This window comes from Primorskyibacter aestuariivivens, assembly GCF_028023675.1.
GTDB classification, from domain to species: domain Bacteria; phylum Pseudomonadota; class Alphaproteobacteria; order Rhodobacterales; family Rhodobacteraceae; genus Marinovum; species Marinovum aestuariivivens.
On record NZ_JAQIOZ010000005.1, the window covers coordinates 153,502 to 172,376 of the forward strand.

Genomic DNA, 18,875 nt, shown 5'->3' on the forward strand with positions numbered 1-18,875 from the left:
CGGAAATTTTTGAAACGGGGAAGGGTATACCCATGTCGCAACAAGTACGAGAAAAGGCCGAACAGGCATTGGCCATGGTTGAAGAGGTAAACGCGGTGATCCTGCCAGAACCCGGCAAGGCCACGGCAATTGTGCCCCTGTCCGAGGCCAGCCCCGAAGTGGGCGAAGAGATCCGTCAGCGCATGGACGAGATCGACATGGGCGACACCAATTCCATCGTTTCCTTCGGCTCTGCCGCACAGGCCGAATTGCAGGAAATCTCGCAGGCCATGCTGACCGATGTGCGCAACAAGGATGTGGGCCCTGCCGGTGACAGCTTGCGTGGTATCGTCACGACGATCCGGGGCTTTTCGGTCTCGGAACTGGACGTGCGCCGCGAACGGACCTGGTGGGAAAAACTGTTGGGCCGCGCCGCACCCTTTGCCAAGTTCACCGCGCGGTTCGAAGAGGTGCAGGGCCAGATCGACCGCGTGACGGACAATCTTCTGGAGCATGAACACAAGCTACTCAAGGACATCAAATCGCTCGACCTGCTTTATGAAAAGACGCTGAATTTCTACGACGAGCTGGCGCTTTATATCGCGGCGGGCGAGGAAAAGCTCAAAGAACTGGACGAGAATGACATCCCCGCCAAGGAGGCCGAGGTGCAGGCTGCCGCCGAGGGCGATCAGGTGATGAAGGCGCAGGAATTGCGCGACCTGCGCGCCGCGCGTGACGATCTGGAACGCCGGGTGCATGATCTCAAGCTGACGCGGCAGGTCACGATGCAATCGCTGCCCTCGATCCGTCTGGTGCAGGAAAACGACAAATCGCTGGTCACCAAGATCAACTCGACGCTGGTCAACACCGTGCCACTTTGGGAAACCCAGCTGGCACAGGCCGTGACCATCCAACGCTCCGCCGAAGCAGCCGCCGCCGTGCGCGATGCCAACGATCTGACCAACGAGCTTCTGACCGCGAACGCCAAGAACCTGCGGGAATCGAACAAGATGATCCGCGAGGAAATGGAGCGCGGCGTGTTCGACATCGAAGCGGTCAAACAGGCCAATGCCGACCTGATCGGCACCATCGAGGAAAGCCTCCAGATCGCGGACGAGGGCAAGGCCCGGCGCGCGGCGGCCGAGGAAGAGCTCAAGAAAATGGAAAAGGAACTGCGCGACACGCTTGCTTCGGCCAAGGCGCGCAAAACCGGCACAGGCGATATCGCCGCCACCTCTGTTCCGGCCAACTGAGACCATGCGCAGGGTCCGGTTCACCTCCATGCTTGCCCTCAGCGCTCTTGCGCTGAGCGCCTGCAATCTGTTTGTCGAACCGGTCCCCGTGCCCCCGGAACGGCCGGGCAACCTGCGCCCGACGCCCGCCGCGCTACCTGCGCCCTCGGGACCGTCCGAGCGCAGCCGGGAACTGGCCAATTACTATACCCGCGTCGAGGCGCAGCTGGTCGCACAAGGCCTGATGCGCACCGATGGCGGCGGACCCGATACGCAGTTCAGCCGCCGCATGCTGATCGACAATTTCGAACGCATCGCGTTTTACGACGAATACGAACGCGGCACCGGCTTGCGCTCCTCCTTTGGCGGCAAGAGCCGGTTGAAACGCTGGGAAGTGCCGGTGCGCATGACCGTGGAATTCGGCGCAAGCGTGTCCGACGAGCAGCGCGCCACGGACACCGGCGAAGTGCGCCGCTATGTTGCGCGACTGGCACGTCTGACGGGCCATCCGATCACGATGAGCGACGCAAACCCGAACTACCACGTGATGTTCATGTCCGAGGATGACCGCGACACGCTGCCCGGACGGATCCAGCGGATCGTGCCCAATATCAACGAAAACGCGCTCGATATCTTCCGCAGCCTGCCGCGGTCGATCCATTGTCTTGTCATCGCGTTTTCCAGCGAACCGGGCGGGCATGAATATGCCAAGGCCATCGCGCTGATCCGGGCAGAACATCCGTCGCTCATGCGCAAATCCTGCATTCACGAGGAACTGGCGCAGGGGCTTGGGCTTGCCAATGACAGCCCGCGCGCGCGGCCGTCGATCTTCAATGATGACGACGAGTTTGCACTATTGACCAACCATGACGAATTGCTGCTCAAAATGCTTTACGACCGTCGGCTGAGCGTTGGCATGGCCTGGCCACAGGCAGAGCCGATCGTGGAAATCATCGCCGATGAGGTGATGGGCGGGCCGAGTTAAAGAAACAAGGGAGAGACACCCAATGGGTATTTTCGATTTTCTCAGCGGACAGTTTATCGACGTCATTCATTGGGTGGATGACACGCGCGACACAATGGTCTGGCGCTTTGAGCGAGAGGGCCATGAGATCAAGTACGGCGCCAAGCTGACCGTGCGCGAGGGGCAATCGGCGGTGTTTGTGCATGAGGGGCAGTTGGCAGATGTCTTTACCCCCGGTCTCTACATGCTTGAGACCAACAACATGCCGATCATGACGACGCTGCAGCACTGGGATCACGGGTTCAAATCCCCGTTCAAATCCGAGATCTATTTCGTCAACACGACCCGTTTCACCGATCTGAAATGGGGCACCAAGAACCCGATCATGCTGCGCGATCCGGAGTTCGGGCCCACCCGCATCCGCGCCTATGGCACCTATTCGGTGCGGGTGAAGGACCCCGCGCTCTTCATGACCGAGATCGTCGGCACCGATGGTGAATTCACCATGGACGAGATCAGCTTTCAGATCCGCAACATCATCGTGCAGGAATTCTCACGCGTGATCGCAGGCTCTGGCATTCCCGTTCTGGACATGGCCGCCAACACCGCCGATCTGGGCAAGATGATCGCCGCCGAGATCAGCCAGATCGTGGCGGGCTACGGGTTGTCGATCCCGGAATTCTATATCGAGAATATTTCGTTGCCGCCCGCGGTCGAGGAAGCGTTGGACAAGCGTACGTCGATGGGGCTGGCCGGCGATCTGGGCAAGTTCACGCAATATTCCGCCGCCGAGGCGATGACCAAAGCCGCCAGCAATCCCAACGGCGGCGGCGGCATGGGGGCCGGGCTTGGCATGGGGATGGGCATGGCGATGGCCAACCAGATGGCAAATCAAGGGCCATGGGGCGCACAGAATAGTGCGCCCGCCGCCGCGCATGCCGCGCCGCCGCCCCCGCCACCTGTCGAACATGTCTGGCACATCGCCGAAAACGGCGCCACCAAAGGCCCGTTCTCCAAGGCCAAGCTGGGGCGCATGGCGCAGGCCGGTGAAATCACCCGCGAAACCTATGTCTGGACCGCCGGTCAGGACGGCTGGATGCGGGCCGAGGACGTGCAGGAACTGGCGCAGCTTTTCACCATCCTGCCGCCCCCCCCGCCGGGTATGTGAACCGCATCTGACGACCGGCGAGACCATCGCTCTGCAGGGCGTTCGGCCTCGACCGGATACGTGCAATGTCGCGCTATCGGGCGCGTGATGCTTTGCTCGCGGCGTTTGCCGGGCAAGACGCTTTGACTAGCTGGATATCTCGATCTCCAGATCCGTTTTCTCGCCCCGGATGATCACTTCGGTCACCCTGAAATCCACTGTGATGCCATCGTCGAAAATCCGCCGCGACAGTGGGTTTATCACGTAGCGCTCGATCCTGTTTCCGATTCCACGACCGCCCTCGAAATAGCCCGAGGTACACAAGCCCCTGAACCGGTCGCGCACAGGCTCGGGAATCTCGATTGTGATCCCCTGCTCGGCGCGCACCGTGTCCAGAACCCGCTGCAGCATGGCGTCAAAAATCTGCTGTGTGGCCTCTGTGGACAAGAAGTCGAAGACCACCACATTCTGACCGATCCGGTTCAGCAATTCAGGGCGCCGAAGCTCCGAGACGAAATGCTCATGAATGGCGCTGGAGATCTTGCTCTGCAATTCCGCGTGGCTGTCAGATGGCAGCACATTCATCCCCAGATTGGTTTTACTGGAACCCGAGGACATTCCGATATTCGATGTGAACACGATAAGCGCCTCGGAGAAATAGGCCGTTGCCCCGCGCGAATCCGTCAACCGTCCTTCGTCCAGCACTTGCAGAAACACATCCAGAATGCGCGGATGCGCCTTTTCCACCTCGTCGAAGAGGAACACGCTGAAGGGACGATGATTGGCAGCGTTCACCAACTCGCCTCCGCGCTCATGGCCCGGGTGGCCCGGTGGCGCGCCGAGCAGACGAGAGACCGAATTTTCCTCCATGAATTCCGACATATCAAACCGGTGGCAAGCGGACTCGTCGCCGAACAGCAATTCGGTGATCGCCTTGGCCAGTTCCGTCTTGCCCACACCCGTCGGTCCGGCAAGAAACAGCACGCCGCGCGGTTTGCTCAGACGCGCCCCCGATTGCGACCCTGACAGCCCGATGATCGATCGGGCCAGAATATCCAGCGTCTGGTCCAGCGCCACATCCTGCCCTTTGATCCGATGGTGCAGCAAATCGCGTGCCTTGCGCACGCGGTTGAACAGAACCTTGGAATTCCACGGGTTCCGGCGCAGCCCGGTCCGGTAAATGCGCACCGCATCGCGGATGCGTGCCAGCGGGATCTGATCCGCCCGCGCTACCTGAACGATGGAGCGCATGGCCAGAAGCGTCTCGCCATCACAGAGTAGTGCGAATTCCTGCAAATGCCCGGCACTTGTCCGGGTATCATACTCTGCGCTGTCCTCCAGCGCGCCCGACATGGTGCCGGCGAAAAGAAACCGGTCTTCAAGACTCGGCAGGCCTACATGGATCTGGCGCAGCAGATCATTACCGAACACGAACCACTCGGGCAGGTCAGTGACCGCATCCGCCAGCCAAATAGTCGGCGCCGCCTGCGCGGCGGAACCGGTGCCTGCGCCGATTTCGCGCGTCGCAGTGTGGATGCGAACAAAGAAGGCGTCCCACGTCTCGGACGCGGCGTCCGGCAAATGCGAGGCATAGTCCACCACCAGGGCCATGCCCCATTCGGGATGGCGCGCCAACGTGGTCTGAGCCTCAGCCAGGTCAGCCAATCCCATCTCCGGCTTGCCAAGCGCAATCCCCGCATCCCGAAGCGCCGTGTTCTGGTCCTCGGTGAGCGCACCCACAACGCAAAGGCCCCCGATCGGATCATATCGCAAGCAGGTCGTGACACCCCGGCTGCGCAGCTGCTCGGCGATAGCGTTGACGATATCACGGAATTCCAGGCGTCCCGATACCTGGCAGGGAAAGACATCGCGTATATTTCCGGACAGAACGAGATGATCCGCATAGTCCTGACACGAGGCAAATTCTTCGAACCAGACGGGTGGTTCATGGGTCTCACCAAACTGTGGCGAATTCAAAACTGTGCCCCCCTTGGCTGGCTGCTCCGGACACTGTCCATGACCGCTGAATATATGCGATATTCACCATATGACTTTGCGATTGGCAATCTGTCATCCGGTGTGAAAGGCAGGGTCAGAGCCTCTTTTCCAACATCCATGCCCGCCCTATGGTGCATGTGAACCAAAAGAAGTTTGATGATATTTCATGACCGATCCGTTTTCGCCCCCGCCCTTGCCCGACACCCCCGAAGCCGAACATCGCTTTCCTTGCGATGAATGCGGCGCGGATTTCCGGTTTGATCCCTGCACCGGCGGGCTGACCTGCGATCATTGTGGCAACCGCTCGGACATTCAGACCGGCCCCTGGGGCGGAGCGGCGCTGAAGGAATTGGATTTCGACCGCGCCATCGCCAACCAACTGCCGTCGGAAGACATCGAGGAAACCCGTGTTTCCAAATGCCCCAATTGCGCGGCCGAGGTCGAGTTCGACGCCAATATCCACGCACGCGAATGCCCGTTCTGCGCCACACCCGTCGTGGTGGACACCGGGACGCACCGCCATATCAAGCCGCGTGGATTGCTGCCCTTTGCGATGGAGGAACGTGACGCCCACAAAGCAATGACCGACTGGCTGGGCAAGCTGTGGTTCGCCCCCAACGGATTGCAGGACTACGCGCGCAAGGGCCGCAAGATGGAGGGCATTTATGTCCCCTACTGGACCTTTGATGCGGATACGAAATCCCGCTATTCCGGCCAACGCGGCACGGTTTACTATGAGACCCGCACCGTGATGCGCGACGGCAAAGCCACCCAGCAAAGGGTCCAGAAAATCCGCTGGCGCTCCGTTTCGGGGCGCGTGGCGCGGTTCTTTGACGATGTTCTGGTGCTGGCATCCCGGTCCCTGCCCAAGAAATACACCGACAACCTGGAACCCTGGGACCTGTCGGCGCTGGAACCCTACCGGCCCGAATTCCTCGCTGGGTTTCGCGCCGAGGGCTATCAGGTGGAACTGGCCGAGGGCTTCTCCGAGGCGCGCCACTACATGGACCGCATGATCGAGCGGGACGTGAAATTCGACATTGGCGGCGACCGCCAGCGCATCCACAATATCGACACCGATATCAGCGATATCACCTTCAAGCACATCCTGCTGCCGGTCTGGCTGGCCGCTTATAAGTACCGCGGCAAATCCTATCGTTTCGTCGTGAACGGGCGCACGGGGCGGGTCCAGGGCGAACGCCCTTGGTCGGCATGGAAGATTGCCTTTGCCGTAGTTGTGGGGCTGATTGTGGCCGGAGCGGTGGGCTATCTCTGGGCGCAGTCGCAGCAATAGCCCCGGATGGCTGACGTATCGGACAAGACACGCCAGCCCCACCATATCCGATGGTTGTGAAACAGTGCAGTTATTGGCCGCAATCTTCCGGAAACCGCCGGTCAGAAAGGGCCAATTGCTCCCGGTTCCCACCGATTGGCACAATCTTCGGTGGTCTGAGCTAGCATATCAGAGCGGCAAATCCGTTACGGAATATCCAAACCGGGTCGAATTGCCGCTAAACTGGCTTGTGACTGGACGGAAAACCGCGCATGTTACCGCAAACATTCCAAGGATAACTGACCATGCCTGCCGAAATTTTGTGCTGTGGCGAAGCTTTGATCGACATGTTGCCGCGGATATCCGAACAGGGTGAGTCGGCCTTTGCCCCCCATACGGGCGGCGCGGTCTATAACACCGCTATCGCGCTGGGCCGTCTGGGGGCACCTGCGGGATATTTCGGCGGGCTGAGCCGCGATCTCTTTGGTCAATTGCTCGAAGAGGACCTTAATGCAGCCCGCGTCGAGGCCGGGCTAGCCCCGCGCAGCGACGCGCCCACCACGCTGGCCTTTGTCACGCTCAGGGACGGGCATGCAACCTATGCCTTCTATGACGAAAACACCGCCGGGCGCATGCTGTCCGAAGATGACCTGCCCGCCCTGCCCGAAACCGTCACGACCTTGTTTTTTGGTGGCATCTCGCTGGTCTCGGAGCCCTGCGCCGACAGTTTTGCCGCGCTTGCCGCGCGTGAGGCGGACAAACGCCTGATCATGCTCGATCCCAATATCCGCCCCGGTTTCATCCGGGACGAGGCCCGGTATCGCGCCCGGCTGGAGCGCATGCTGGCGCTTGCCGATGTGGTCAAGGTTTCGGACGAGGATCTCGACTGGATCACCGGCACCACCGATCCCAATGCGCTGATCGCCCATGGGGTCAAGCTGGTGCTCATGACCCGCGGTGCCGAAGGCGTCACAGCGGTCAGCGCCCATGGCACAAGGAACCTGCCCGCCAACAAGGTCGAAGTGGTGGATACGGTCGGCGCGGGCGACACGTTCAACGCCGGTTTCCTTGCGGGGCTGCATCAGGCGGGGCTCGCCACCAAGGGCACGTTTGCCGCCGCCGATCTCGACGCGCTGGCCCCCGCCATCACCCTTGGCATGCGCGCCGCCGCCGTCACGGTGAGCCGCGCAGGCGCCAATCCGCCCTGGGCCGAAGAACTGGCATGAGAGCGCTTCTGCAACGGGTCTCCGAGGCCGCCGTCCGTGTCGATGGTGCGGTGATCGGCCAGACCGGGCCCGGGCTGATGATCCTCATCTGCGCCATGCAGGGCGACACAGAAACCGAGGCCACAAAACTCGCCGCAAAAATCGCCAAGCTGCGCATCTTCACCGATGACGCGGGCAAAATGAATCTGAACGTGACCCAGGCGGGCAATGCCGCGCTGGTGGTCAGCCAGTTCACGCTGGCCGCCGACACCAAACGCGGCAATCGCCCCGGATTTTCCCATGCCGCACCGCCCGCCGATGGTGAAAGGCTTTACCTTGCCTTCGCTGACGCGTTGCGCGGCCACGGCCTCAATGTGGAAACAGGCCAGTTCGGTGCCGATATGAAGGTCTCGCTCATCAATGACGGACCGGTCACGATCTGGCTGGATACTGCGGAGTGATCCTCACCCCTGCTTCTTGACGAACTCCGTCAGGATCACAATGCGCTGCCCGTCCACGCGGCCTTCGATATGCCCTGCATTCTCGGGCACCAGAGAAATGCCCCGGACTGCCGTGCCCCGCTTGGCGGTGAACCCCGCGCCCTTGACCGGCAGGTCCTTGATCAACACAACCGTATCGCCCGCAGACAGCACCGCGCCGTTGGTGTCGCGATGTACGACCTCCGGCTCTCCCGCACCGCGCGCCTCGGCCAAAACATCCTCGGGCAAGGCACCCATCTCCAGCACCTCCAGCGCCCAAGGCACGCCCAGCTTCATCAGGACCTGCGCCGCCGCCAGTTGGACTTCACGCCGCTCGGACCAGACCGCGCCATGCAGACATTGCCAATGCGGGCCGTCCTGGACAGCACCCTCAACACCCTCCCGGCATTTCGCACAAAGCTCCAGATCGCCAACCGTTTCGGCCTCTGGCGCGTCACATAGATCACAGGTCATGTCCTGCCCCTTCTTCTGTTTGAAAATACCTCGGGGTTTGGGGCAGAGCCCCAAGACGCGCCCCGCAGGGGCTCAAACCAGCGCGCCGCAGGCGCTCAATCTGAAAACGCCTACGGTTCCCGAAGCGCCTCGCGGCTCTTGTAGAGCGGTTTCATCAGGTACTGAAGCACGGTCTTCTCGCCTGTATGCAATTCCACCTGCGCCTGCATCCCCGGCCTGATCTCGATCCGCGCCTGCCGGTCCGTCATCGAGGCCATATCAACCCGCAGCGTGACCTTGTAATGCGGTTCCTGCTCCGCCTCGCGCACCCGCTCATCCTTGAACGTGTCGGCGGAAATGAAATCCACCCGGCCCTTGAGCGTGCCATAGATCGTATAATCATACGCCGACAGTTTCACCGTCGCCTCCTGCCCGCGGCGGATATTGGCGATGTCCTCGGGCGGCACCCGCGCCTCGACAAACAGTTCCTCATCCAGCGGAATGATCTGCAATATCTCCTCGCCGGGCCGCACAACCCCGCCAATCGTCGTCACATGCAGCTTGTTCACCACCCCATGCATGGGCGAGCGCAGCACCGTGCGATTGAGCTGGTCCTGCGCCGCGGTCAGGTTCTGTTTCAGCGTCGCCAGTTCCTTGAGCGTCTCCGAATACTCCTCGGCCCGGGCCAGTTCGGTCCGGGTGACCACCTCATCATATTTGATCTGCGCATCCGCATGGGCCTTTCGCGCGCGGGTCACCTCGATCAGCGCGACAACCTCCTTGGCCAACATATTCTCCATCAGCCGCAATTCGCTGGCGGACTGGTCCATGACCTGTTTGGCCCCGCTCTTGCGGCTCGCGTAATCACTCTGCCGCGCCAGCAGCAGCGCGCGCTCAGAGGCCACGATATCTGGCGTGCGCGCCAAAAGCGCCTGCGGCACGCGAAAATCATCGGCCCCGGCCATCTCCGCCTCGATCCGCAACCGCCGTATTTCCAGCGCGGTGATCTGGTCGCGCAGGTCATCCACCGCCGACTGGAACTGTGTCCCGTGCAGCCGCGCCAGGATATCACCGCGCATCACCTCATCACCTTCCTTGACCTGCAGATCAGCCAGAATGCCGCCCTCAAGGTTCTGGATGATCTGCGGACGCGAGGACGAGATGATCTCGCCATCGGCGCGCACGATCTCGTCAATCCACGCGTAAGCCGCCCAGATGATGAACACCCAGACCGTGATCGCACAGAGCCAAACGGTCAGCGACGGCCCGCGCATGGATTTGCCCAATTGCCCGGCCAGGTTTGTCGTGGCGCTTGTCATCCGCGCACCTCCCGCGCATTGGTCAGATGTTCGAGAACCTTGTCACGCGGTCCGTCCACCGCCATGCGCCCGTTCTGCAGCACGATGGTGCGCGAGGTCAGCGACAGGATCGGCACCCGGTGCGTGGCGATCACCGCCGTGCGCCCCTCAAGCCAGCGCTCCAGCCGCGAGATCAGCGTTTTCTCAAGCGTCTGGTCCAGCGCCGCCGTCGGTTCATCCAAAAGGCACACCACCGGGTCCTGCAGCCACAGCCGCGCCCAGCCGATGGATTGCCGCTGACCAATCGACAGGCCCGCCCCGCCGTCGCGAATCTCCAGATCCAGCCCCTTGGGGTGGGTCTTCACGAATTGCCCAAGCCCCGCGAAATCCAGTGCATCAAAAAGCCGGTCGTCATCCTGCTCCAGCATGTTGAGGTTCAGGTTGTCGCGCAGCGTGCCGGAAAACAGCCGCACCTCCTGCCCCAGATACCCCACCATGCGGCGAATATCGCGCGGCGCGATCTGTCCCATATCCGTGCCATCCATCAGCACCCGGCCCGTATGCGGCGCGTAGAGCCCGGTCAGCAGCTTCAACAGCGTGGATTTACCCGAGCCGTTGGCCCCCAGCACCGCCACATGCTGCCCCGGCAGGATCGCGATGCCAGAGATGTCCAGCACCGCCGCCGCGTCCTCGTCATAACGGAAGGTCACTTCGCGCAGCTCATAGCCGCCCTGCAATTTTTCGCGACGCAGGTAGCTGCGGCCCTCGGCCTCGTCCTGCTCGGCCCCGGCCACGCCGTCCAGCCCATCCAGCGCCGCTTTGACATTGCCCCAGCGCGCCATGGTCCCGGCAAGTTGGGTCAGCGGCGCGAGCGTGCGACCAGTCAGGATGCCCGTGGCGATGATCGAGCCCACGGTGAACTGCCCCTGAAACACGAGGTAGGTCCCGGCGATCACCGCGCCCACATAGGTGGCCTGCTGCACGCCCTGGCTCCAGAAGGTCAGGGTCGAGGCCAGCCTGCGTTGATCCGAGGATTTCAGCGCCTGCAGCGCGGTCAGCTCCTGCCACACCCGGCGGAACCGGTCTTCGCCGCGCTGGGTTTTGATCGTATCAAGCTCCGACACCGCCTCGTGCAACAGCCGCGAGGATTTGGTCGAGGCCCCCTGCATCTCCTGCGTCAGACGGATCATCTTGCGTTGCAGGAAAAACGACGGCAGCACCATCAGCACGCCGCCCAGCACCAGAACCCAGACCACGTTGCCCGCGATGGAAGCCACGATGAGCAGGAAGATGAAAACAAAGGGAATATCGGCCACTGCCCCCACGGTGGACGCGGTGAAAAACTCACGCACCGAGCCAAACTCGCGCATAGAGGAGAAAAGCTGCGATGGCGAGCGCCCGGACAGGTCCGAGCGCATGCCCAGAATACGGTCCATCAGCAGGCTCTGGACTTTCAATTCAATCTGCCGTCCGGCCCCGTCAATGAGCCGCGCCCGCGCGATCTTGAGCGCGGCTTCAAGAAGCAGCGCCAGCCCGGCGCCGGCCGCCAGAACCCACAACGTCGCCTGGCTCTGATGCGGGATCACCCGGTCATAGACCTGAAGCGAAAATAACGCCACGGCCACCGCCAGGAGGTTGGCGACCATCGACCCCAACGCCACTTCGGCGAAATAGCGCGAGAATTTCGGGAACTGCCCCCAGAACCAATGCTTGCGGCGCCTGCCCGTGTCGTGGCTGCGCTCCACCTCAGAGAGGCTCGCCTCGGCGCGCACGATCTGGCCGGTGAAATAAGGGCGGAATTCAGACAGGTCGACCTCGGCGCGCTTGTCCGCGCGTGAACTGTCATAGATGATCAGCGTGTCGCCATTTTGCGCCAGAACCAGCACCCATTGCCCGCTGGTCATTTCCGCCAGCGCGGGCCAGAGGCTGCTTTCAAGCTTTTTCACCGGCTCGACGACGGACAAAAGCCCTGTTGCCGCAATGGCCTCGGCCAGACTGGCCGCGTCCACGAACCCTTCGCCATCGGCATTGAGCAGCAGCGATTGTTCCAGATCAGAGACCAGCACATCACTGCCCAGCAGCCCGGCATAGGTGCGGGCCAGCTCGGCACGGCGATGCACACGCTGATCGCGTTTGGAGACCAGCACAGGGTCATTGGCAGGTTGCGGCGTGCCCTTGACGGGTCTCAGCCCGCCCTGCGCCGCCATGCGGGGCGCGATGGATTTCAGCCAGCTGCTCACACGTCTCGCCCATCGGCCAGCAGGCCAAGATCACGGGCAATCGCGATCTGGACCCGGGCAAGGTCGTATTTCAGGCGCAGCGCGGTCTGGGTCTGCTTGGCCCATGTCTCATAGACGCCGACCACATCCATGACCTGCCGCGCGCCGCCCTTGTACTGGGCCTGAAACAGATCAAGGTTGCGTTTGGCCGCGCGGGCCAGCTTGTTGGCCTCGACCAGTTGCATGGCCAGCGCGCTTTCGCGTTCGCGCAGCGATGCGATCTGGCGATTGGCGTCTTCCTTCGCCTGCGTGACCTTGCGGCCCGCCGCTTCCTTGGCGGCCTCGATGGCCTTGAGACTGGACACGGTGCCAAGCCCCAGCATCTGGTCGGCTTTCAGCGCCGCACCATAATCGACGCCGTCGCCGGTGACCGACGCGCTGGCGCTGAGCCCCGGCAGGTGGGAGGCGCGTTCAATACGCACCTGTGCCACCGTGCGGTCGCGCTCGGCCTGCGCCTTGAGCACCGACAGCGGTTCCGCCCCGCGCCCATTGACATCCATCGCGGGCACACCGTGCAACCCATCCAGAGGACGCCCGGCCATCGCCGCCAGTTCCGCATGCGCGGCCTTGCGCTCCCCTGCCGCCGCGTCGCGTTCGGCGCGGATCTCGGCCAGTTTCTGGCGAATGATATTGAGGTCAGAGCGGTCCGAGACGCCGCCATTCACCCGCTCGTTCATGATCCATTCGAAATGGCTCATGTCTTCCAGCGACCTGTCCGCCACGGCGATCTTTTCGCGCCCTTCCTCGGCGGCGAGATAGAGGGTCAGCGAGTCATGCACACGGTTGTTGCTGTCCTCGGACAGCGCGACGGCGGCCAGTTCGACGTCATGCGCGGCGTAGTCGCGCTCGGCCTTTTTGCGGCCATTGTCGAACAAGACCTGTTCGATCAGCAGCGAGGTCACGAATTCGCCAAGAGAGTTCAGGGAAATATTCGGTCCGATACGGGGCAGCCAGTTCTTGGACGCCGCTTCGGCCCGGAGCCGCGCGCCGCGCAGCTCGGCCTCGGCGGTGCGCGCAGAGCTGGCCATCACGGCAGCGGCCACGCGGCCATAGGCCCCTTCGGGATGCAGCACCGAACGGCGGCTCTGCAATGTCGTGATAACGTCTGACGCCGCTTCGCGCCTGGCCATCGCGGTTTTGCGCGGCTGTGTTTCGCTGTCCTGAATCAGTTTCCCGCTGGGTCCCGATTGCATGAACCGGGTCACCGCGTTGTCCCCTCCGGTCTCCGCGCCCATGCAACCTGCAAGCACCAGCGCCGCCGGGATCATGCCCGCGAAATGTACCGCCCGTTTTGCTGTCCGCCTCATTTGCGCTTCGCCTTTCGCGCTTATCATTATTGGGGATGTCGCGGCCTTTGCAGGGCCGCGACACCACTCGGCGTTATGCTCAGATCACCACAGTGGTGATGTCCTCGTCGACCAGCACAGTGGCATCGCCGAGGCTGTATTCAACAAAGCTTTCTCCATCTTCGTTTGTGACGGTGCCCACGCGGGTTGCGCCGGTGATCGTGACGCTGTCATCCGCACCGCCGTAAACCGTAACTGTATCGGTCTCGCTCGACAGGGCGATGATGTCCTCTTCGGTCAGGGTCAGATCAGCCTCTTCCGCAAACTCAAGGTCGATGGTCTCGACATTATGCGCGCCCAGTCCCGGGTTGCTCATGTCGACATGCGTTCCCGGCGTCTCGTCATCCAGCACAAGATAGGTCGAGCGCGTGTTGCCCGCGTCATCCGTGCCGCTCACGATCAGGTCGGACCCATCCGGTACATTCTGCGAGAAGTAATAGTTCGTCTCGCCAATCGCCGGAACATCCACCACCGACATGGGCACATCCGAAATCACACCGCCCGCCGACACCTGCAGGATGTCCTGCGTATCATCGACCAGAGCGGTCGAGATGCCGCGCAGGCCGCCATCGTCGCGGGTGAAGCTTTCCACGGTGGGGGATTCCGGTGCCTCGGTATCGATGCGCAGGGTCTCGGTCACCGTGTCGGTATTGCCGGCCGCATCCGTTGCCGTGACCTCGAACACCGCGTCATAGTCGCCGCGCGGCACATCAGCCGACGGGATATCGAGCGTCCAGCTGCCGTTCGGCGCAACGCTCGCGGTGTAATCCGCGCCATTGAAGCGCACCACCACCGACGATCCCGCCTCGACCATACCGGTCAGGGTCAGCGCATTGCCCGATGACAGCTCATCCGCGTTCACAACCCCATCGGCACCTGCCGACGAGCCGCTTACGTCGATCTGGTTCACAAAGGTGTCGACGCGCACGTCCTGACTTGTCGTGGCGACGTTGCCCGCGACATCGGTGCTGACGACCTCAACCGTGGTGTCATATTCACCGGCGGCAATGGAACCATCGGGGAACAGGGCAGTCCAGCTGCCATCCGCGGCAACCGTGGCTTCCTGGGTCACGCCTTCGATGGTGACAAAGACGGTGGCCCCTGGTTCGGTCGTACCGGTGACGGTAACGCCTGCTGCGGCTTCGTCGGCGTTGATCACATCGTCGACACCCACCGCCACATCATTGATGGCAAAGTTATCGACTTGCGTGTCCACATGGACCGTGTCGCTGACCTCAAGCGTGTTGCCCGCCGCATCTGTGATTTGCGCCGTGATATCAGCGTCATAGGTGCCGGGTGGAATCTCGCCATGGGCAAAGGTCGTGGACCAGTTACCATCGGCATCGGTCAGCGCGGTGCGCGTGGCACCGCCCAGCGTCACCGTAACCACGGCCCCCGGATCGGAGGTGCCCGAGATCACCACGCCATCGGCGGCTTCCTCGGCATTGACGATGTCATCGCCCTCGATGGGATCGGGGGACAGGGTCAGCGTACCCGCAACCGTGTCGAATTCCACATCCTGCGTCTCGACGCGCGTGTTGCCCGCCGCGTCGGTCGCGGTCATGGTCATTGTCGCCGTGACCTCGCCACTGGGCAGGTCCGCCGCATCAAAGCTCACGGTCCAGTTGCCATTGGCATCCACGGTGGCCGTGCGGCTCACACCGTCCAGATCGACGACCAGCTGGCTGCCCGGTTCCACCGTCCCGGTCAGAACCAGACCCTGCGCCGCCTCTTCGGCGTTGACCACGCCATCCGCACCGCCCGGGGTGCTGGTCGAGGTGAGATCATTGACCAATGTGTCCACATCAACCGATCCGGTGGTCGTGCTTTCATTGCCCGCCGCATCCGTTGCGGTGACGCTGACGGCCATATCCGTCTCGCCGGTCGGCACGTCGCTGGCTGCGAATGTCGCAACCCAGTTGCCATCCGCATCCGCGATGGTCGTGACGGTGACACCGGCCATGGTGACCGCCACCGACGATCCGGGCTCTGCCGTCCCGGTCAGTTGCACACCATCGCTGCGCTCGTCGGCATTGACCACACCGTCGGTTTCAACCGTGTCGTCATTGACGGTGACATAGCCCTCGGTATCGATATTGAGATCACCGGTCTGGGTGCTGGTATTGCCCGCCGCATCGGTGGCTGTCGCCGTGACTTCCAGAGTATGCGTACCGCCAGGGATCTCGGACGCGGCAAAGGTCACGCTCCAGTTGCCATTGGCATCGACCGTGGCCGTATGGGATACATCGCCCACCTGCACCTCGACCGTGGAGCCGGGCTGCGTGGTCCCGGTCAGGGTCACGCCCTGCGACAGTTCCTGCTCGTTGAGAACCTCGCCCGAGCCGGTCAGGCCGCTGACGATCTCAATCTCGGCAACCGTGTCGACGCGGATCGTGCCGCTGGTCGAGCTTGCGTTGCCCGCCGCATCGACGGAGGTGGCGGTGATCTCGGCGTCATATTCGGCATCCGCAAAGCTGTCTGCGGCCAGATCGAAGGACCAGTTGCCGGACGCATCCGCGACAACGTTTGTCGTGACGCCGGCAACGGTGACGGCCACATCGGCCCCCGGGGTTGCGGTGCCAGTGATCGTCACTACGCCGCCCGCCTCGGCATCGTTGACAACGCCGTCACCGGCCACAGCGGCGGTTGCGATGCTGAGATCGTTGGGAACCGTGTCGACTTCGAGCGTCTGCGTGATCGTCGTTGTGTTGCCAAAGCTATCGGCGGTGACAATCGTGACATCGGTCGTGTATTCGCCGGTCGCGATCTCGGAGGAGGAGAAATCGACGCTCCAGTCGCCGTTTGCATCGACAACCGTGTCGTGGGTCACGCCATCAATGGTGACCGAGACGGATGCACCCGCCTCGCCCGTGCCAGTTACGGTCACACCATCGGGATGCGCCTCAAGGTTCACGAGATCGCCAACCTCGGCTGTGCCTTCGGTCACGTCGACATTTGGCGGCGTGAGGTCGATCAGAACCTCCGGCCCGGTCAGGGTGGCGGTGTTGGTGCCATCCGTCACGGTCACGCTGGCGGTATAAGACCCGTCCGCCGGGAAATCAGCGCCCTCAAAGGTGGCGGTCCAATTTCCATCCGCATCAATAATGGTGGATACGGTGATACCGCCAATGGTCACATTGACCTCGTCACCGGGATCGCCGGTGCCGGTGACGGTGATCACCTCGATCGCATCGTCACCGCCAATGGTGACGGCAGTATCGTCCACGGTCGGCTGGGTCCAGGGATCGTCACCCGGCCCCGTATCGTCGCCCGGTCCGGTGTCGTCGCCGGGACCTGTATCGTCGCCCGGTCCGGTATCATCACCCGGTCCAGTGTCATCACCCGGTCCAGTGTCATCACCCGGTCCAGTGTCATCGCCCGGTCCGGTATCATCACCCGGTCCAGTGTCGTCGCCCGGTCCGGTATCGTCGCCCGGTCCGGTATCGTCGCCCGGCCCGGTGTCATCACCCGGTTCAGTGTCGTCACCCGGTCCGGTATCATCGCCGCCACCGCCAGGGGTGGTATCGTCACCGCCACCGGGCGTCGTGTCATCGCCGCCACCGCCAGACCCACCAGAGCCACCGCCACCGCCGCCAACGACAGCAGCGCCGACCGCAGCGGCCCCCGCCGCGCCCGCAGCGCCAAGCATCGAACCGCCGCCCAAAAGACCCGCGGCCAGCATCGACACGTCATTGTCACCGGCGGCAACCGTTTCCGCGGACACCACTTCCGGGCGCCCGTAATGGATCAGCGCATCATCCGGGCTCCATTTGCCCCATTCCGCGCTTTGGCCGTATTCGGCAAACAGGACGCCGTCACTGCCTTCGGCAAAGAAAACCTCGTGCAGGGTTCCATCGGAGCTGATGAACAGCCGAGGCTCTTCGCCCTGCCCCGAGAAATAGCCCTCCAGGACGATAATGCGCCCGTCGGCCAGCACCATGTGCAGATCATCACCAACCCGGCTGTATCCGCGCATATCAGATTGAGACAAGTTGAAGGAAACTTCAGCCCCTGACGACATAATGATCGTCGTCTGCTCGGCGCCCGCCTGTACCACATCACGCCCAGCCACGCCCGCAGGAGTGCGGACGACATAATCTATCGCATTCATAACTACACCGCTCTACCCAATGCGGCCATTCTGTGCGGCCGCTTCGTTTTGATTGTTTTCGGGATACTCGATTTCCCCGCCCCAAAAAAGTCTAAATTCCTTGAAAATGCCATTTTTCGCGGGGAATCCAGTGACATCCGCCGCAGAACTGATGTGGACAGCTTTGGATTTTCACGCGGCGCGAATTGCGTTTCGCCATTAAAACAAGGACGCGGAAGCGCATCACATCGACGCCAAGATTGCGCCTCACGGATTTCCGGATATTCGCCAAGACACCCGGCAACGCCCCCTTAAGCAGAGGGGGTTGTGGCATCTGCGCAACGTTGGCGGGACATAGCTGGCTGGCGATCCCTGAAGGACTCGAACCCTCAACCTGCTGATTAGAAGTCAGCTGCTCTATCCAGTTGAGCTAAGGGACCGCTGGACTCTATCTGCCCAATCCGCCGCTGCGGGGCAAGTCTCAAAGCGCATTCAAAAGCGCGCGCCTTACGCCCGCGCCACGCGCCTCTTCGGCGGAATGCATGCTTTTCAGCTCGGCATGATCCGCATCAAGCGCCTTGATCGCGCCAACGCCGACGATCCGCGCCCTGGTCCTGCAGGCCAGCACGGTACATCCGGTAGCGATCAATTCATGCTCAGTCAGAACGTGACAGCTTTCCTCGGGACTGCTGGCGCGCATCAACGCGTGATGGTGCCGCAAAAGTCCGGACACCTCGGGGGGTCCATCGGTCACGCGAAAAATATCGGGACCCTTCAATGTGTCCAGGGGCTGCGCCGGTCGACGGCAAAATTCTCGGCATAGCCGCGCGCGCGGATATTGGGCTTGCGGGTCTTCGGCTCGAACACCTGCGCGTCGATGCCATGATCCTTGGCATAGTCCAGAGCGGCCTCTTTGCTGTCGAATTTCAACCGCACCTGCGCCTGGGTGTCCGAGCTGGATGTCCAGCCCATGAGCGGATCCACTTCGCGCGGCGACGAGGGCGCAAATTCCAGCACCCATTGCCGGGTTTTCGCGGTGCCCGACTGCATGGCGTTACGGGCCGGTTTGTAAATGCGTGCGCGCATGATGAATCCTCCGGAATCTGACCGTGTTATCCGGGAAAACCACGCC

14 protein-coding genes and 1 tRNA gene are annotated in these 18,875 nt (G+C 62.3%); 6 read left to right on the forward strand and 9 right to left on the reverse strand.

Annotated elements, in window-relative coordinates:
- The first annotated feature begins 32 nt into the window (after positions 1–32).
- Genes PGB28_RS06370 through PGB28_RS06380 form a run of 3 tightly spaced genes read left to right on the forward strand, consistent with a single transcriptional unit; the run spans position 33 to position 3,343 of the window.
- Complete coding sequence (locus tag PGB28_RS06370) at positions 33–1,232, forward strand: toxic anion resistance protein (protein ID WP_271420662.1); 1,200 nt, start codon at positions 33–35, stop codon at positions 1,230–1,232.
- A 28-nt stretch (positions 1,233–1,260) separates the two neighbouring features.
- On the forward strand, positions 1,261–2,196 hold the full coding sequence (locus tag PGB28_RS06375; protein WP_271420663.1) for a DUF2927 domain-containing protein: 936 nt from the start codon (positions 1,261–1,263) through the stop codon (positions 2,194–2,196).
- A 22-nt stretch (positions 2,197–2,218) separates the two neighbouring features.
- Positions 2,219–3,343 (forward strand): SPFH domain-containing protein, encoded by a 1,125-nt coding sequence (locus PGB28_RS06380; RefSeq protein WP_271420664.1) that lies wholly within the window; start codon positions 2,219–2,221, stop codon positions 3,341–3,343.
- A gap of 126 nt (positions 3,344–3,469) precedes the next feature.
- Here PGB28_RS06380 and PGB28_RS06385 read toward each other — a convergent pair whose 3' ends face one another.
- Positions 3,470–5,299, reverse strand: a complete 1,830-nt coding sequence (locus PGB28_RS06385) for an AAA family ATPase (RefSeq protein ID WP_271420665.1) — start codon at positions 5,297–5,299, stop codon at positions 3,470–3,472.
- Between the two features lie 187 nt (positions 5,300–5,486).
- Between PGB28_RS06385 and PGB28_RS06390 the strand changes: the two genes are divergently transcribed.
- The 3 genes from PGB28_RS06390 (at position 5,487) to dtd (ending at position 8,259) form a co-directional block, all read left to right on the forward strand.
- On the forward strand, positions 5,487–6,614 hold the full coding sequence (locus PGB28_RS06390; RefSeq protein ID WP_271420666.1) for a TFIIB-type zinc finger domain-containing protein: 1,128 nt from the start codon (positions 5,487–5,489) through the stop codon (positions 6,612–6,614).
- Positions 6,615–6,898: 284 nt separating this feature from the next.
- Positions 6,899–7,819: a carbohydrate kinase family protein gene (locus tag PGB28_RS06395; protein ID WP_271420667.1), complete on the forward strand. Its 921-nt coding sequence runs from the start codon at positions 6,899–6,901 to the stop codon at positions 7,817–7,819.
- Positions 7,816–8,259, forward strand: coding sequence for a D-aminoacyl-tRNA deacylase (gene dtd, locus PGB28_RS06400; protein WP_271420668.1), 444 nt, complete (start codon positions 7,816–7,818; stop codon positions 8,257–8,259). Before PGB28_RS06395 ends, dtd begins: the two co-directional genes overlap by 4 nt.
- 3 nt (positions 8,260–8,262) lie before the next feature.
- Here the strand turns inward: dtd and PGB28_RS06405 are convergent, their stop codons facing one another.
- From PGB28_RS06405 to PGB28_RS06440, 8 genes are all read right to left on the reverse strand, one after another.
- Positions 8,263–8,751 (reverse strand): alkylphosphonate utilization protein, encoded by a 489-nt coding sequence (locus tag PGB28_RS06405; RefSeq protein ID WP_271420669.1) that lies wholly within the window; start codon positions 8,749–8,751, stop codon positions 8,263–8,265.
- Positions 8,752–8,861: 110 nt separating this feature from the next.
- On the reverse strand, positions 8,862–10,049 hold the full coding sequence (locus PGB28_RS06410) for an HlyD family type I secretion periplasmic adaptor subunit (protein WP_271420670.1): 1,188 nt from the start codon (positions 10,047–10,049) through the stop codon (positions 8,862–8,864).
- A complete protein-coding gene (locus PGB28_RS06415) occupies positions 10,046–12,235 on the reverse strand; it encodes an ATP-binding cassette domain-containing protein (RefSeq protein ID WP_271420846.1) in 2,190 nt (729 codons plus the stop codon). The genes PGB28_RS06410 and PGB28_RS06415 overlap by 4 nt, the downstream gene beginning before the upstream one ends.
- A 29-nt stretch (positions 12,236–12,264) precedes the next feature.
- Positions 12,265–13,614, reverse strand: a complete 1,350-nt coding sequence (locus tag PGB28_RS06420; protein WP_271420671.1) for a TolC family protein — start codon at positions 13,612–13,614, stop codon at positions 12,265–12,267.
- Between the two features lie 79 nt (positions 13,615–13,693).
- On the reverse strand, positions 13,694–17,629 hold the full coding sequence (locus tag PGB28_RS06425) for an Ig-like domain-containing protein (RefSeq protein WP_271420672.1): 3,936 nt from the start codon (positions 17,627–17,629) through the stop codon (positions 13,694–13,696).
- 477 nt (positions 17,630–18,106) lie between these two features.
- Positions 18,107–18,183, reverse strand: a tRNA-Arg gene (locus PGB28_RS06430).
- 41 nt (positions 18,184–18,224) lie between these two features.
- Positions 18,225–18,497, reverse strand: a complete 273-nt coding sequence (locus PGB28_RS06435) for a GNAT family N-acetyltransferase (RefSeq protein WP_271420673.1) — start codon at positions 18,495–18,497, stop codon at positions 18,225–18,227.
- Between the two features lie 20 nt (positions 18,498–18,517).
- Positions 18,518–18,829: an ETC complex I subunit gene (locus PGB28_RS06440; protein WP_271420674.1), complete on the reverse strand. Its 312-nt coding sequence runs from the start codon at positions 18,827–18,829 to the stop codon at positions 18,518–18,520.
- Positions 18,830–18,875 lie beyond the last annotated feature (46 nt).